Here is a 15,597-nt window from a genome sequence, read left to right on the forward strand (position 1 = left end):
AACCATGATGTACGTGGTTGACACTTTAATGGCTGGTCGTGTGAGTCCGGTGGATATGGCAGGTATAGCCGTGGCCTCTGCGTTATGGCTACCGATCATTTTGACTTTTCAGGGTTTGCTGTTAGCGCTCACCCCGATGATTGCGCAGCATTTTGGCGCAGGCCAAAAAAAGGAAGTCACTGCTGTGACTTTACAAGGTGCCTACCTTGCTTTTGCGTTAGCGCTGTTGGTATTTGCTTTAATGCAGTTTATCGCCGTCCCTGTTGGCATGATGGAGATGGACGATACACTGCGACAAAAAGCACTGGATTATATGGGCTACATTGCCTGGGGGGTTTTCCCTGCTGCAGGGTATATGGTGCTTCGTAACCTATTTGAAGGTATTGGTTATACCAAAGCCACGATGTGGATAAGTTTTGTTGGCATTCTGGTGAATATTCCCGCCAACTATGTGTTTATTTACGGCAAATTAGGCATGCCGGCTTTGGGCGGCGCCGGTTGTGGTGTGGCAACTTCCCTGGTATTTCTGGCACAGCTCATCGCCATCAGTATTTATGCACTTTCGAGTTCACGTACTGCCCCATACCGGCTGAAACTGCAAAGTTACAAGCCGAAAATCCGAGAGATCTGGCAAATCATTGCCCTTGGCACCCCTATTGCTTTTGCGATGTTTTTTGAGGTGACCTTATTTGCCTGTATCCCGCTGATGATTGTACATTTAGGGCCTACCGTGGTGGCTGCACACCAGATTGCCAATAATTACAGCGCTTTGGTATTTATGTTGCCGCTGAGTATGGGCATGGCAACCACCATCAGGGTTGGCCATCTGGCCGGCGCCATGGACGTAAGAGAGCTGCGCACAGCAATCAGCACTGCGATAGTGCTGGCTGTGATCATGGCCTTTGCCATTGCCGGTTTTACCTTTTTAACCCGCGGCTGGGTAGCGTCTTTGTATACGCCGGAGCCAACAGTCATTGCCATGGCAAGCTCAATTTTGATTCTGGCTTGTTTTTACCAAATTTCTGATGCTATCCAGGTGGTGTCAAGCTGCGCTTTACGTGGCCTGAAATACACCAAGCCCATATTTTTTATCACTTTTATTGCTTATTGGCCTATAGGTTTTGGTTTAGGCACTGTGCTTGGGCTGACAGACTGGCTGACACCAAAAATGGGGGCTCATGGTTTTTGGATAGGTATTATCGTCGGTTTGACAGTAGCAGCCGTATTACTGGCAATGATACTGAAACAACAACTGCACCGGATAGAAGATGGCCAACAACAAAAAGCTGCCGCAGGTTAAAACAGTGCAAAGCATACAACAGCCAAAAGTGATGCTTCTGCTGTTATTAGTGTTATTACCTTTTATTGGCAGTTGCAGTAAACCCGCTGCTGAGGATTTATGGCAGGATTATCATAGCCGGCTGGCCAGAGTTCTGGATTTACCCGAACTTCAGCCGGAGCTGGCAGCAGTACCGCCGCTGCCGCCGGTGCGGGAGCTTTATCAGACCTTAGCTGAAAACAAGCTGACGCTACTGGATTTAGTCGCACTTCGCAGCTGTGGGTTACAACAACTGGTGGCGGAGCGAAATAACAGCCTTGGCAAAACCATGACGCCGGCCAATCAACTGGGTTATGAATTGCAGCTGTTACATCAGCTGCAACCCTGCCTGCAACATCCGGCTTTGGACAGCGGTTTAAGAGCTCAACTTGCAGAAATCTACCGGCAAAAACAACAGGAATTGCCTGTTGTTGTTGATAACTTTTTCCTGACCGATCTGACGCTGCGCCAACAACTACAAGGCAGTCAGCGCAGTCTGCAAGCCGGAGAAACCTTGACTGTGGCACCAACAATGTCAGCATTGCGGGCTTTGGCCGATATGCAATACCAGCTGCACAGGCTCGATAACAAAACTATTGCCAGCACCAACGCCGGGGTGATTAATCAGCAAGTGGGCCAGCTTTACCAAAGCCAGTTGCTGGCAGACTGGCAATATAGTCTGAGACTGAATTACAGCTGGTTAAAGGCGCTGAATCAGCAACTGGAACACTTTGATCTGGATAAATTTTGTCAAAGGCCCCAGGCAAAACCCAAAGCAGAAATTCTGCGCAACATTTTGCTGCAACAATTTATCGGGAAAATTCAGCCTTATCTGGCGGAACTTGATGGCATAAGCCAGCAGCTGCAACCTTTGCTCAACCGCATGTACCAGCATAGCGCCATTAAAACTGCGTTTTATCAACGCACCGAAGCACAAAACATGGCGTTAAAAATACAACTGAGGCGCCATGTTGCATGGTGGCAGCAACTGCAACAACAATGTCAGGTAAAAATTGCGTCTAAGCAGGGCTAACAACAAACAAATCAGGTTCAGTGTCCCCTGGTTGCTATTTCGAACAAAATACCAGCGCTTGGCGGGCGGCGCCAAAAAATCACTTGCAATAGCCTGACAGCGAAAATACTATAGCGTCCGTTGTCAAAACCACCCTTTGGGTGAAATTGCAAAATGCGTCCTTAGCTCAGTTGGTTAGAGCACCACCTTGACATGGTGGGGGTCGGTGGTTCGAGTCCACTAGGACGCACCAAATTTTAAAACGCCAGTTTTAAAATGTTGTTATGACAACCAGCAATAATGTCTTTATGCGTCCTTAGCTCAGTTGGTTAGAGCACCACCTTGACATGGTGGGGGTCGGTGGTTCGAGTCCACTAGGACGCACCAAATTTAGTTTGCTTTCCTCTTGCACAAAATAACTGTTCTGATTGCAAACTTCAGTTCGTTCTCATTGCAGATAAAGTATGTTGTGCGACACACACTGACATCTGTTCCGGCTTTACAGCTATTAATGAATTTCCTTTGCCAGTTTCAACATCTGGGCGCTTAGATGAAATCCCTGCTCACGGGCTAATGTCAGGTTGACACGAAAAGAAATGCGGTTGGGTTCGGTAATAAGACCAAAATGGGCTCCTTTGCGAAATAACTCAGCACCTTCCACCACGGTCAACAAGCCGCTCTGACGTAATAACGGGTGCCATTGCGGCTCTTTGGCCAGACTGTCACTTACATAAAGGATGGTACATTTTTTGGCGTCTGTGACCCGTGACAATAATTTACTGTGCTCACCGTTTTGCTGCAAAGTAGCCTGCAGCGCAGCAAAAACCTTTGCGTCTCCTGCGACACAATAAAGATGTGCCGAAGGTGCATTCACCGACCACTGACTAAACTGAACAAAACGGTACAACAAGGCTGCTTTCAGCGCTGACTCATCCGCCTGAGCACTGAGCGGCAAAGTGCAACTGAGCACCAGCATCAGCATCAGCCTGAGCGCTTTCATTGGAAAAAATTCCAGCGTAAGGTTAATTCGGCGCTGCGCCCGGGCTGACGCAACAACAGACCAGTGGCTAAAGGCACATCAACGTAGCGCTGATTAAACAGATTCTTCACGCCAAACACCAGCGAAACATCTTTGTTGCCTTGCCAGGACAACAACATATCGTGCCTGGCAAAACCGGGCAATTCCCCTTGCACACTTTGTCTGGCCGAAGCGGCAAACAGCCGCCAGTTTAACTGCAAGTCGTCACGCCATAATGGCTGACTCAGATCCAGTTTCAGCAGCCGCTGTGGCGCATTGGTTAAATCCAGCTTGTCGCTGTTGTATCTGGCGCGCTGCACTGTGGCTGACATTTGTAATTGTGTGCCCTGTAGCCAGCGTTTGGTCGCCGTAGTTTCAAGCCCGGTCGCTGTAACTGCCCTGTCATTATAAAATTGCAGCACCGCACTCTGGCCAAAGGTACTGGTGATCATATTTTCCAGCTCTGAGTGATACAAGGTGGCAGACAAAGCCCAGTCAGACGCCAGTTGGCGCTGCCAGTTTGCTTCCAGGGTGCGGATAAGCTCGGATGCCGGCACACTCACCTGAAAAAACCTGTTGGTTTCCTGCTCGTATTCATTCGGCGCCCGAAACGCTGTGCCGTAACTGAGTTTCAGGCTCTGCCCGGCCGAGCTTTGCCAGACCCAGCCAACTTTAGGACTGAATTCACGCACATTTTGTGCTGTGTAGTCGTAACGAAAACCGCTAATAAGTCGGTGGGCCGGCAACAGCTGCCAGTCGTGTTGTAAATACAAACCTGCTCTGTTGTTGTCGCTACTGGCTTCTAGCAGCGGCATGACGTTTTGAATACTGAGCTGATAACTCTGGTGATGGTCTTTTTGTGCATCCACGCCAAACAACAGATGACTGGAGGCGTTTGGCTGATAGCTGAATCTCAGATCCAGATTGGTCCATTTGCCACGCACCACAAAATCATAAAAGTTGCTCTGCTGTGGGGCAGATAAAAATGGTGTCAGGGATCTGAAATAAAAACTATTGCTCGACAAATGACTGAACATTTCCAGCTTTTCGCTCAGGCTCAGGCCATGTTGCAGCGCTAGGAAATAATTGCGGTTTTCATCACGGGTAATGCCGGTTATAGCGCTGTTGCTCTCCAGCAACACTGGCTCTTCTCTGATACGGTCAACAGCAGCAAGCTGTAGGTGTAAACGACGATAACGATAACTACCGGCAATTTTACCGGTATTGTCATCATTTTGTGCTTGCTGTAACCAAAGCTGCTGGGGGGCATCGATGGCCGGAAAGGCGATATGGCGCCGCTGGCTTTGGCTCAATGCCAGCCAGCCTTCGTGGCCACTGTCATCACGCAGGCCATAAGACAAAGACAGCGCATTCTGATGCTGATTGTCGCCCGCCAGCGCCAGTTGCGCCCCCTGCAATTGATTGCCTCTTTTGGTAATGATATTAACCACGCCCAGGAAGGCGTTGTTGCCATATAAAGCCGAGCCACTGCCGGGACTGTATTCCACCCGGTCAATCAGTTGAGTGTCGATAAAAAAATCGCCGCCAATAATACCGGCATCATAAATGTTGTCATTGACCCTGCTGCCGTCCACCAGAAACAACAGACGGGAGTTATAGTCGCCTGGACGACCAATGCCTCTGGCCGTCAGATAACCAAAACTACTGTCGGTGCTGACATAAAGCCCTGGCAATAAACTTAATATTTCACCAAGGGTACGCAGACCAAAGCGTCTGATTTCTTCATCGGTCACCAGGTATGTCAGCTGCGGCGACTGACCGGCATTTTGCTGGTAACGGGCCGAGGTCGACACTTCAATACGGGCCGGATCAACACTGGTTTTTTGCTGCAGCAGCTCTTCCAGGCTTGGCAATTGTTGTGCTGTGCTGGCGCCGCTTAGCAGACAACAGCCAAGCAGCTTAATCAGCCTGATAGATCTGATAACCATTTTTACCTGCCCGTTTTGCTCTGTACATGGCCTCATCCGCCAGTTGTAATAAGGTCGACACTTCGTCACTGTGTTGTGGGCAAAGCGCTACACCTATACTTAGCCCAACCGGCATTTGTTGGTTTCTCACCCACAAAGGCTGACTGATCTGCGCCAATAACCGCTGACAAAGTTGCGAGGTTTGTTCAACAGTCACCTGCCTGGGCAACAACAAGGCAAACTCATCGCCACCGAGCCGGCATAAATAATCGTCAGCACGGATAGCGGCCTGAATACGCTGGCTAACCTGCACCAACACCTCATCACCTGCATCGTGACCAAAGTTGTCGTTTACATATTTAAAGTTATCAAGGTCAATAAAAAGCAAAGCCGACTTTTGGCCGGATTTCAGGCTGTCTGTCACCATCTGATGTAAAAGTTGACCAAAATAATGCCGGTTGGGCAATCCGGTCAGACTGTCGTATAACGCCAGATGCTCCAGCTGATCACCTCTTTGTGCTTGCTGCTCCAGCTGATCGCTTAATTCAGATTGCCAAATTTCGGCCCTTTTTAATAACTCATTAAACCCCTGGGTCAGGCTGCCAATTTCGTCGTTATCGACCACAGGCGCACGCAGCGCAAAATTACGTTCTTTAGCAACCCGCTCCGCCAGCGCAGATAATTCAACCAAAGGCAACAAGGCCTTTTTTTGCAACTTCACCAATAACCGCGCCGCCAGCAGATAAATCAGTGCCATCAGCGCTGACATAATCACGATGCCCTGAATAAACCAGTTCATCAGCTGATGCAAAGATTCACGCACATAAAGCACACCTTCAATTTTGCCTTTGACCAGCACCGGAGTTTTGATTTCAATTTCCAGGCCGCGATAACTGCGCTCAGTCAATGGGGCCTGGTTGTGTTGTTGCCAGGCTGGCGCCGGCAGTTCAGTCAGTGATGCAAACAATTGAGCTTGTGTGTTGTACAAAGCTATGGCAGTTAACTCACGTTGATTTGCCAATAATGCCAGTTCACGGTTTGCTTCCACCGGATCATTAAATACCAGCATGGCCGACACATTACGGGCAAGCTGCACTGCAGCCAGTTCAGCCGCGCTGCCCTGACGTTCTCTTGCTGTTAGCCATAACACTGTCGCAATCAGCACAAAGCTGAGCAGCATACTGACCAGCAGTACTGTCAGATTTTGGCGGGTGATTTTTTTTACCAGCGAATGGCGTGGTCTGACTGTAGTCAAAAGAGCCTCGATGTGGCGAATAAACCAGAATATGCTGTTTCCGTAAAAGAAAAAGCGCGCATATTCAAAAGATTAGAAGCTGACTTCTGGTTTTGCAACGTTTTGCCAGCATTTGTAAGTTGGATATAAAAACTGCAGCTGAGTCCACACTTAAAGATAAACGATTGCCATATTCTCAGAGTACAACAGCCGCAGTACTGATGGTACTGCGGCTAAAATAACCCGCCAGGGCTCTCAGTTTCAGTTAAAGCGGTCGGCATTCATCACTTTGGTCCATGCCTTGACAAAATCCTGGACAAACTTTTGTTTGCCATCGTGCTGGCCATACACTTCGGCATAAGCGCGCAGAATAGAGTTAGAGCCAAAAACTAAATCGACGCGGGTGGCCGTCCATTTCACCTGGCCGGTTTTACGCTCCACCAGTTGGTAAGAATTTTTGCCTGTGGGTTTCCAGCTGTAGGCCATATCGGTCAGGGTGACAAAAAAGTCGTTACTCAGCACACCCACATTGTGGGTGAACACACCATGGCTACTGTCGCCGTGGTTGGTGCCGAGTACACGCATGCCGCCCACTAAAGCGGTCATTTCGTGGGCGGTTAAGCCCATCAGCTGTGCACGGTCCAGCATCAGCTCTTCCGGCATCACGGCATAATCTTGTTTTTGCCAGTTGCGAAACGCATCATGCAAAGGCTCCAGCACGGCAAAAGAATCCACATCGGTTTGATCCTGAGTTGCATCACCCCGGCCCGGCATAAAAGGCACCACCACAGCCACACCTGCGGCTTTGGCTGCTTGCTCTACTGCCGCAGTGCCACCTAATACAATGAGATCGGCCAGGCTGATTTTTTTGGCAAGGCCAGATTGCAACTCAGTGAGTTTGTTCAGCACTTTAGTAAGGCGCGCAGGTTCATTACCAGACCAGTCTTTTTGTGGTGCCAACCGAATGCGGGCACCATTGGCACCACCCCGATAGTCAGAGCCACGGAAGGTTCTGGCGCTGTCCCATGCTGTTGCCACCAGCTCGGCAACTGTTAAACCAGTTGCAAGAACTTTTGCTTTTAAATCAGCAATTTCGGCATCTGTTAAACAATAATCCACTGTGGGCACCGGGTCTTGCCAGATCAAATCTTCGGCCGGCACATCAGCGCCTAAATAACGGCTTTTTGGCCCTAAATCGCGGTGGGTTAACTTAAACCAGGCGCGGGCAAATACATCCGAAAAATACGCCGGGTCGGCATAAAATTTTTCAGAAATTTTGCGGTACTCAGGGTCCATTTTCAGCGCCATATCGGCGTCTGTCATCATCGGCATCACGCGGATGGACGCATCTTCGACGTCGACCGGTTTATCCTGCTCTTTAATATTCACCGGCTGATATTGCCAGGCACCGGCCGGGCTTTTGGTCAGTTGCCAGTCGTAGCTCAGCAACAAATAAAAATAACCGTTGTCCCATTTGGTTGGCTCTGTGGTCCAGGCGCCTTCAATACCACTGGTGACAGTGTCGCGGCCTATGCCACGGCTTTGATGGTTCATCCAGCCAAAACCCTGTTCATGAATGTCAGCACCTTCAGGTGCTGGCCCTAAGTTGCCGGCATTGCCGTTACCATGGGCTTTACCCACTGTGTGGCCACCGGCCGTTAATGCCACTGTTTCTTCGTCGTTCATCGCCATGCGAGCAAAAGTTTCCCGCATATCTCTGGCGGTTTTCAGTGGGTCCGGTTTGCCGTCCACCCCTTCAGGGTTGACATAAATCAGCCCCATCATCACAGCGGCCAGCGGGTTATCTAAGTCTCGTTCGCCACTATAACGGCTGTGTTCACCGCCGGAAGGTGCCAGCCATTCACGCTCTGAGCCCCAATAAATGTCTTTTTCCGGATGCCAGATGTCCTCGCGGCCACCGGCAAAACCAAAGGTTTTCAGACCCATAGATTCATAAGCCATATTACCGGCCAAAATCATTAAATCGGCCCATGACAATTTGTTGCCGTATTTTTGTTTAATGGGCCATAACAAGCGTCGGGCTTTGTCGAGGTTACCATTGTCCGGCCAGCTGTTCAGCGGCGCAAAACGCTGGTTACCGGTGCCTGCGCCACCACGGCCATCGGCAATACGGTAAGTACCGGCGCTGTGCCAGGCCATGCGGATCATCAAACCACCATAGTGGCCCCAGTCGGCCGGCCACCAGTCCTGACTTTGTGTCATCAGGGCTTTTAAATCGTTTTTAACGGCGTTTAAATCCAAAGATAAAAAGGCTTGTTTGTAGTTAAAGTCGGGATCCATCGGATTGGTTTTGCGATCATGCTGATGCAGAATGTCGAGATTCAGCGCTTTGGGCCACCAGTTCATACTGGCACTGGCGGCATTGCTATTAGCCCCGTGCATCACCGGGCATTTGCCTTTGGCTGATTGATTGTTGTCCATGGTTTTTATCCTTTGGTTGAGCATTTAAAAATGCAGGCTTTGCAGTTGCCATTAAAGGTAGACCCTAATTGCAATTTTCTAAATTAACTTTTATCAAAGAATTCAATCGGTTTTATTGATTAAAATTACCGGCGAAGGTTAAAAATGCGGAAAAATACAGGGCTGCCAACCGCTGTTTCAGCCATATACCGTGCCTGAAACAGCGTGGTGCAAAACAGCAGGGCAACACTACCGAATAGTGTTTGATATTGGTTTTTGCTGTTTTGTTGTTATTACCGTTATTGCAAACTGTTGCCTGCCGCATCCAGCACTTGTACATCCACTGCGATACCCTGACGCACACTTTGGGTGACGACACAGAAGTTTTCAAACTGCGCCAAAGCACGTTCCAGATGCGGCATGCTGTCGCTGCTATTGCCAAGCTTTAACACCACATCAAGCTTGCCAATACGCCAGCGCCCTTCCTGACGCTCCAGCGCACCTTTGACAGTTGCAGAAACAGTGCCGGGATCTTCTTTAAATTTGCGGATCGCAAACACCAGGCTGGCCGCCAGACAATTGGCCACACTTGCCGCCAATAACCGGGCTGGATTTGGCCCTTCACCCAGGCCAAGCGGCTCGGGCTCGTCAGAGAAGAGTTGCCCCATGTCGCCAAAATCAACCAAAAACTTATAACCTTCCACCAGCGTTAACTGTACCGAAAACTGTGGGCTTTCTGTTTGTTCTGCCATTTTGGCCTCCGTTGTTTTAATTACTATGTAATGCGTGTGACTTTGTGGTTGCCATAACCTTAGCTTGTGCTGACCAAATGACCATTCACCATAGGACGCGCCCCAAGATCACATGGCATTGTCTTTTTTGTCGTTGATTGCCTGATATTGCTCAATCACTCAACAGGGTTTTATTGCTGCTGTCCGGTATTCACCTGCCTTCACCAGCCCTTGTGCGTCAGCGCACGGATAATCAAGCAGCGCTCTGCCATCTTATATCTTCCTGCATCAGCGCAATATTGCCGGCCAGGCAGGAACTTCGGGGGATCTATGGAACCAACAGACAATTTTAAAAGCAACCTTGGCAACAAAGCTGATCAGGCAGCACAAAATATGAATAGTCTGATCAACAATGCATCTGATGCCTTGCATCCGGCTATTGATAACTTAACCTCTAAAGCCCACAGCACTGTGGATAATCTGGCAAAAGCTGCCAATCAGGGCATGGAAAACTTTGATGTGCGCGCTGAACAATTCAGTAAAGCCAGCGCCCGTGCCGGCACTGCCATTCGTAGTCAGCTGCAACAAAGACCTGTGATGATTTTGGGTATCGCCGTTGCATCAGGTGTGGTGCTGAGCTGGTTATTTAAATCACGCCGTCATGCAAAGTCTCATGACTGAAAAAACTGAAGCCCAGAGTGCAACCACAACAACAACGGTTGGTGAAACCAGTACAACAACGCCTGCTGAACAAGGTTTGTTCAGTCAGGTTGCGCTGTACTGGCGGCAACTGAAAACAGAGTCGGTACAGCAGCTGCAGTTATTTACACTGGAAGCTCAGCTGGCTGCCGAAAGTCTGGTGGCTATCTGGTTATTGGCGTTAAGTGCGGCATTGCTGCTGATTGGCATCTGGTTGTTATTGCATCTGGCGTTATGGCAAGGCTTAAAAGCCTCAGGTCTTGCCGACTGGCAGGCGCTATTGTTGGCTTTTGTTGTTCAGCTATTGCTGCTGACTTTATGCTTATGGCGTATCCGCTATCACAGCAGGTTTTTACGTTTTAACCAGACGATCAATAGTTTCATGCCGTCACCTGCAACACCAAAGCGGCAAGACAGCTAAAACTTCTGTGTTGTCGCCAGGTTTGTTGAGCTGATGCCTGTGACAACACAATAAAACTCAATCAAGCTGAAGGTCATTTTGCATGTCAAAACCCGGTATATGGCCAAACCAAGTTGCCCTTCGGAGTGAGGTTGAACTTCGGGATAAAGTTAAGCTTCAGAATAAAATTGCATTTTGTGTGTTGCAGCTGCAACAGGAGCGCAGCAGAAGGCGTCAGCTTGGTCAGTTGCTGCACCACAACATCAAAAGAAGATTACCGGCAACAGCCTTGGCGCTGGCTCTGGCAGTGCCTTGCTACTTTTATCTGCATAACTGGCTGAACAGACAACCTACAGCAGCGGCACCACAACACCATCAGCAGACAACTCCAGCGAGGCGTTGGCATATTCAGTCTTTTTTTACGTTATTGGTCAGTATTCACAGTATCTGGCAAACCACCAAACAGCTGGTTCACAGCAATTGCCGGCCATCAGGCAGGCAAAATTCAGCAAGCAATATAAAAAAATCAGCATAAGTGCAGGCTGATGCTGATTTGATCTGGTGATTTGGCCGCTAAAATCCCTGAAGACCATTTGAGGTCACACCCACAGCAGGGCTGCGGGTGTGACCAAAGCAACAATAGTTAACTCAGTTTACTGCCATAGTGGCTATGCACCGACCTTTCCCAGTCGACATCCTGCATATTTGGCCAGTGGCCTTTGTCAAAACCTGGCGCCGTTTTTAACCGTTCAACATCAACATCCAGTACAAAACATTGTTGCACTGTGTCCAGTGTTAACGAACGCCACGGCACTGCAAAAAGTTTTTCGCTCAGCCCAAGATAAGTACTAAAAGACAACACAGCATAAGCCACCCGGCCTGTGCCCACTTCCAGCATAATTTCTTTAATATCACCCAGTGACTGGCCTGCTTTGTTCACCACATTGTTGCCAATCAGGGTTTCCGCGCCCATCAGATAAGGCCCGGGGCCATTGGCCATCAGTGGTGTGGCAAATTGTGGGCTTTTATACATTCCGTAAATATCACGTTCCTGATAACTCATCATGCTTCCCTCTTTGTTGCGCTTGCAAAACGCTGTTTAACTTGCGTTTTACAATGCCCGGAACCGGACATCAGTCTGAGTTTGAATGACTTCAGCTTTTGCTTCTGTTCGCTGCGCCGCTAAGTTGGAAAAAGTAAGTCGGGAATTGTTATGCAGGTCCCGCAACAGCACTCTGAACAGCAATCCGAATAACTGCTTCGAGCCGGACAAGCCGTTATTTGGCAGATAATTCCAACCAACTGACGGTAAGGTGGCGCCAATCAGTGTTGGGTGCGACAGCGCACCGAACAAGTCCGCTCAGCCTTTTACACTACAACAGCAAAAGAGCATCTCAAACTATTGGAGCCCATCTATGAGTTTAACGACGCTGTTGATCGTGTTTTTAGTGTTGATTTTTATTGGTGCTTTACCCACCTGGCCCTATAGCCGCAGCTGGGGTTATCGCCCCGGCAGTGCCCTTGGTTTATTGCTGGTTATTTTTATCATTCTTTTACTCACAGGCCGGATCTGACCCTGATATGGCTTGATTTGTCTGTGTTCTACTTGTTATCAACATGGAGCTCAATCTTATGAAAACATTGAAAGTTTTTGGGATTTTCCTACTGGCGCTGAGTTTGGTCAATCTGTCCGGCTGCGCCTCAAAACCCAATCAGGAAGGTACAGGCGAATATCTGGACGACACTGTGATCACCACCAGAGTTAAGGCCGCCATTCTGGGTGAAAAAACCCTGAGTGTGGCCGAAATTAATGTCGAAACCTTTAAAGGTATTGTGCAGCTCAGTGGTTTTGTAAAATCGGCCGACGACATCAATACCGCCATGCGTATTACCCGTTCTATCAGCGGTGTGGTGTCGGTGAAAAATGATATGCGGGTGAAATAACCAAAAGCTGCTTTGGTATTAGCCCAGCGGCCGGTATTCCCTTGTTCGCTCTGTTGTCTGTCTGACAGGCAATGCCGGCAACCTTAATGAACGCTTGATGCCCGATGGAGTTCAGATGACCACAGTGTTGCAACCTGACGACCTTACCGGAAATACTAATCTGCTGTTGAACAGCCTGAGTGCTGGCGAGCAGCAGTTGTTTTTTGCTGACTGTGAACTGGTGCAGCTGGAATTTGGCAATCAGCTTTGTCACCCCAATGAAAACTACCGTTTTTTGTATTTTCCATTAACTGGTTTTATTTCGTTAATCGCCAAACTCAAAGGCCATCCGCCGCTGGAAATGGGCTTGATTGGTTTTGAAGGGATGTTAGGCGCAACACTGGTGCTGCAAAATCGTCAGGTGCCGCTGGAGGCCATAGTACAGGGTGAAGGTCAGGCCTGGCGTATACCTGTGGTGTTGTTTGAACTTTTTTTAACCACGCATCCGCATCTGCGCACTGTGCTGCACTGCTATTTATTTCAACTGATGACGCAATTGTCGGCAAACGCCGTTTGTGCCCATTTTCATCAGATTGAAGAGCGACTGGCGCGTTGGCTATTAATGAGCCAGGACCGCAGTCAGCAACACGAATTGTATTTAACCCATCAGTTTCTGGCCGAAATGCTGGGCGTTCGCCGCAGCGGAATTACCGTAGCAGCCGGTGATTTGCAGCTTAAAGGGCTGATCCACTACCAGCGGGGTCATGTCAAAATTCTCGACCGGCCAGGTTTATTACAACAAAGTTGTGCCTGCTATCAGGGGATTAGCCCACCCTAGGCGTTTCAGGCAATAACCCTACTGGTATTGTGTTTATAAAAGTGCCACTCTGTGCGCTAACGCACACTGTGCCAACAAATTATCCATATACTGGCGTTGTAAGTTTTTCTTTACCAGACCGGACAAGGATTGCAGATGCCCATAGTGTATAAACCAGAATTAAACCGCTTGTTATGCGAGCTGCCGGACGAAGTAAAAGAACGTATTTTTCCTCACCTTGAGCTGGTGCCTCTGACTTTGGGTCAGGTGATCAGCGAAGCTGGTTCTAAATTACGTTATGTTTATTTTCCAACCGACTCCATTATTTCTTTGTTATATGTGATGGAAAACGGCTCTTCAGCCGAGATTGCCGTGGTGGGTAACGATGGTATGGTTGGGGTTGCCTTGTTTATGGGCGGCGAAAGCACCACCAGCAGAGCCGTGGTGCAAAGTGGTGGTTTTGCTTACCGTTTATTCGGCCAGCGGCTTAAAGATGAATTTAACCGCCATGGGCCTTTATTGCATTTATTGTTGCGTTATAGCCAGGTGCTGCTGACCCAGATGGCACAAACGGCTGTTTGTAACCGCCATCATAGTATTGAGCAGCAATTATGCCGCTGGTTGTTGTTGTCGATAGACCGGCTGAACGGCGATCACTTGCATATGACCCAGGAGTTAATTGCCAATATGCTGGGGGTCAGGCGTGAAGGTGTGACAGATGCCGCCGGTAAATTGCAAAAACTTGGCATTATTAATTACAGCCGCGGCCATATTCAGGTAATGAACCGCAAATTATTGGAAGAAAACTGCTGCGAATGTTATGACGTGGTTAAGCAGGAATCTTTACGGCTGATGCCAGATGACCATCACTGCAGCCGCTGATAACCTGGTTTTGTTGTGAAGGTGTTTATTTATCATTTACTGCATTATTTACTGCATTATTTACCGCGTTATGTACTGCACATTGTTATCAAAAAATGTGCATCAAAAATGTCAGCTTAAACAACAGCACACAACAGCTGACATTTCAGTTGTTGTGCGCTGTTTATTAAGCTGTTGTTGTGCATTGAAAACTGACTTGTCGCCACAGCCCTTTACAACTGCAACTCAGTCGCAGACTTGTAGTGATTGATCAGAACTTTTTATTATTCATACCGGCGCTGACGTTGTAACACAATACGACCGGCTGACCCTTTTGAGTTTTTGTTCTGATGCATTTGGGTTAAGGGGTTCACAGAACCATTAAACACAAAACAGCCCCCACCCTGTGCTTTGGCCTGATACATCGCCTGATCAGCAGCGAGCGTCAAATCACTGATAGTGTCACCGTCAGCCGGATACAACGCGATGCCCAGACTGCCGCTTAGTTCAAATACCTGGCCATCCAGCTGCAGCGGCGCTGCGATGGCTTTGATGATTTTACCGGCAATGGCACTGGCATCAGACACCTGCAACAACACCGGCAATAACAAGACAAATTCATCACCACCATAACGGCATAAAGTATCACTGCTGCGGATGCTCTGCTGTAACCGCTGACTCACAGACTGCAGCACGGCATCACCGGTAGAGTGACCAAAATGGTCATTAATACTTTTAAAATGGTCCAGATCAATAAACAACAAAGCCAATAATTGCCCTGAACGTTGCGCCTGACGCAGCGCCTGTAAAAATCTGTCCTGTAACAACAATCTGTTGGGGGTGTTGGTCAGACCGTCGTACTGGCTCTGATGTTTTAAAACTTCCAGATGTGCATTGTCGGCAGCAATCTGGGCTCTGGCTGCCCTGAGCGCTTGTTTTAACGCCAGATTTTCTTCCTTTAGTGCAGCGAGCCAGTCACTGTCAGATTGACTGGCTTTGTGCGCAGGTAACACTTTTGTTGCTGTTTGTGTCGCTTGTGCCGGTCTTTTACCACCAGATGTGCCGGCTGTTACAGCTTCCTTTTGCAATACCATTGTCGGTTTTCTCCTTATGCTGAGTTTATCTGTTGCTCTGCTGAGTGCATTTGTGAAGCAACCCCCGGGGCTACAACAAAGCTGCCAGCCGACAACGTCGTCTGACAATACCGCTTCACAGTAGACAGCAAACAGTTAAAG

15 protein-coding genes and 2 tRNA genes are annotated in these 15,597 nt (G+C 48.7%); 10 read left to right on the top strand and 7 right to left on the bottom strand.

All coding sequences use genetic code 11. The features are described from left to right. The 4 genes from RCH83_RS12700 to RCH83_RS12715 form a co-directional block, all read left to right on the top strand. A partial coding sequence (locus tag RCH83_RS12700; RefSeq protein WP_306522644.1) for an MATE family efflux transporter occupies positions 1–1,300 on the top strand: 1,300 nt, incomplete at its 5' end. A gap of 4 nt (positions 1,301–1,304) precedes the next feature. Next, complete coding sequence (locus RCH83_RS12705; RefSeq protein WP_306522647.1) at positions 1,305–2,351, top strand: DUF3080 family protein; 1,047 nt, start codon at positions 1,305–1,307, stop codon at positions 2,349–2,351. Between the two features lie 155 nt (positions 2,352–2,506). Beyond that, positions 2,507–2,583: transfer RNA gene (locus RCH83_RS12710), tRNA-Val, on the top strand. Positions 2,584–2,640: 57 nt separating this feature from the next. Then, a tRNA-Val gene (locus tag RCH83_RS12715) sits at positions 2,641–2,717 on the top strand. Between the two features lie 121 nt (positions 2,718–2,838). Here the strand turns inward: RCH83_RS12715 and RCH83_RS12720 are convergent. The 5 genes from RCH83_RS12720 to RCH83_RS12740 form a co-directional block, all read right to left on the bottom strand. Then, entirely contained in the window at positions 2,839–3,330 is a 492-nt protein-coding gene (locus RCH83_RS12720) for a YfiR family protein (protein ID WP_306522649.1), read from the bottom strand. Continuing rightward, positions 3,327–5,297: a TonB-dependent siderophore receptor gene (locus tag RCH83_RS12725; RefSeq protein ID WP_306522651.1), complete on the bottom strand. Its 1,971-nt coding sequence runs from the start codon at positions 5,295–5,297 to the stop codon at positions 3,327–3,329. Before RCH83_RS12725 ends, RCH83_RS12720 begins: the two co-directional genes overlap by 4 nt. Beyond that, positions 5,269–6,531 (bottom strand): sensor domain-containing diguanylate cyclase, encoded by a 1,263-nt coding sequence (locus RCH83_RS12730; protein ID WP_306522653.1) that lies wholly within the window; start codon positions 6,529–6,531, stop codon positions 5,269–5,271. Before RCH83_RS12730 ends, RCH83_RS12725 begins: the two co-directional genes overlap by 29 nt. Before the next feature lie 240 nt (positions 6,532–6,771). Continuing rightward, a complete protein-coding gene (gene katG, locus RCH83_RS12735; protein ID WP_306522655.1) occupies positions 6,772–8,952 on the bottom strand; it encodes a catalase/peroxidase HPI in 2,181 nt (726 codons plus the stop codon). Between the two features lie 278 nt (positions 8,953–9,230). Then, entirely contained in the window at positions 9,231–9,683 is a 453-nt protein-coding gene (locus RCH83_RS12740) for an OsmC family protein (RefSeq protein WP_306522658.1), read from the bottom strand. A 309-nt stretch (positions 9,684–9,992) separates the two neighbouring features. Here RCH83_RS12740 and RCH83_RS12745 point away from each other — a divergent pair, with 309 nt between their 5' ends. Then, entirely contained in the window at positions 9,993–10,343 is a 351-nt protein-coding gene (locus tag RCH83_RS12745) for a hypothetical protein (protein WP_306522660.1), read from the top strand. Then, entirely contained in the window at positions 10,336–10,782 is a 447-nt protein-coding gene (locus RCH83_RS12750) for a hypothetical protein (RefSeq protein WP_306522662.1), read from the top strand. Before RCH83_RS12745 ends, RCH83_RS12750 begins: the two co-directional genes overlap by 8 nt. A gap of 622 nt (positions 10,783–11,404) precedes the next feature. Here RCH83_RS12750 and RCH83_RS12755 read toward each other — a convergent pair. Continuing rightward, positions 11,405–11,827, bottom strand: a complete 423-nt coding sequence (locus tag RCH83_RS12755) for a PRC-barrel domain-containing protein (protein ID WP_306522664.1) — start codon at positions 11,825–11,827, stop codon at positions 11,405–11,407. Between the two features lie 349 nt (positions 11,828–12,176). On the opposite strand from RCH83_RS12755, the gene RCH83_RS12760 reads away from it, so the two are divergent. From RCH83_RS12760 to RCH83_RS12775, 4 genes are all read left to right on the top strand, one after another. Then, on the top strand, positions 12,177–12,335 hold the full coding sequence (locus tag RCH83_RS12760) for a DUF3309 domain-containing protein (RefSeq protein WP_306522666.1): 159 nt from the start codon (positions 12,177–12,179) through the stop codon (positions 12,333–12,335). Positions 12,336–12,393: 58 nt separating this feature from the next. After that, positions 12,394–12,705, top strand: coding sequence for a BON domain-containing protein (locus tag RCH83_RS12765; protein WP_306522668.1), 312 nt, complete (start codon positions 12,394–12,396; stop codon positions 12,703–12,705). A gap of 115 nt (positions 12,706–12,820) precedes the next feature. Further along, positions 12,821–13,522, top strand: a complete 702-nt coding sequence (locus tag RCH83_RS12770; RefSeq protein WP_306522670.1) for a Crp/Fnr family transcriptional regulator — start codon at positions 12,821–12,823, stop codon at positions 13,520–13,522. Between the two features lie 135 nt (positions 13,523–13,657). Next, positions 13,658–14,383 (top strand): Crp/Fnr family transcriptional regulator, encoded by a 726-nt coding sequence (locus RCH83_RS12775; protein ID WP_306522672.1) that lies wholly within the window; start codon positions 13,658–13,660, stop codon positions 14,381–14,383. A 263-nt stretch (positions 14,384–14,646) separates the two neighbouring features. Here the strand turns inward: RCH83_RS12775 and RCH83_RS12780 are convergent, their stop codons facing one another. Then, positions 14,647–15,456: a GGDEF domain-containing protein gene (locus RCH83_RS12780; RefSeq protein ID WP_306522674.1), complete on the bottom strand. Its 810-nt coding sequence runs from the start codon at positions 15,454–15,456 to the stop codon at positions 14,647–14,649. Positions 15,457–15,597: the final 141 nt, after the last annotated feature.

The organism is Rheinheimera sp., assembly GCF_030824435.1.
Classification (GTDB): Bacteria; Pseudomonadota; Gammaproteobacteria; order Enterobacterales; family Alteromonadaceae; genus Pararheinheimera.

Excerpts from the sequence above, each read along its gene's own strand:
- RCH83_RS12720 (WP_306522649.1), bottom strand. The coding sequence starts at position 3,330 with ATGAAAGCGCTCAGGCTGATGCTGATGCTGGTGCTCAGTTGCACTTTG.
- RCH83_RS12725 (WP_306522651.1), bottom strand. The coding sequence starts at position 5,297 with ATGGTTATCAGATCTATCAGGCTGATTAAGCTGCTTGGCTGTTGTCTG.
- katG (WP_306522655.1), bottom strand. The coding sequence starts at position 8,952 with ATGGACAACAATCAATCAGCCAAAGGCAAATGCCCGGTGATGCACGGG.
- RCH83_RS12740 (WP_306522658.1), bottom strand. The coding sequence starts at position 9,683 with ATGGCAGAACAAACAGAAAGCCCACAGTTTTCGGTACAGTTAACGCTG.
- RCH83_RS12745 (WP_306522660.1), top strand. The coding sequence starts at position 9,993 with ATGGAACCAACAGACAATTTTAAAAGCAACCTTGGCAACAAAGCTGAT.
- RCH83_RS12750 (WP_306522662.1), top strand. The coding sequence starts at position 10,336 with ATGACTGAAAAAACTGAAGCCCAGAGTGCAACCACAACAACAACGGTT.
- RCH83_RS12755 (WP_306522664.1), bottom strand. The coding sequence starts at position 11,827 with ATGATGAGTTATCAGGAACGTGATATTTACGGAATGTATAAAAGCCCA.
- RCH83_RS12760 (WP_306522666.1), top strand. The coding sequence starts at position 12,177 with ATGAGTTTAACGACGCTGTTGATCGTGTTTTTAGTGTTGATTTTTATT.
- RCH83_RS12765 (WP_306522668.1), top strand. The coding sequence starts at position 12,394 with ATGAAAACATTGAAAGTTTTTGGGATTTTCCTACTGGCGCTGAGTTTG.
- RCH83_RS12770 (WP_306522670.1), top strand. The coding sequence starts at position 12,821 with ATGACCACAGTGTTGCAACCTGACGACCTTACCGGAAATACTAATCTG.
- RCH83_RS12775 (WP_306522672.1), top strand. The coding sequence starts at position 13,658 with ATGCCCATAGTGTATAAACCAGAATTAAACCGCTTGTTATGCGAGCTG.
- RCH83_RS12780 (WP_306522674.1), bottom strand. The coding sequence starts at position 15,456 with ATGGTATTGCAAAAGGAAGCTGTAACAGCCGGCACATCTGGTGGTAAA.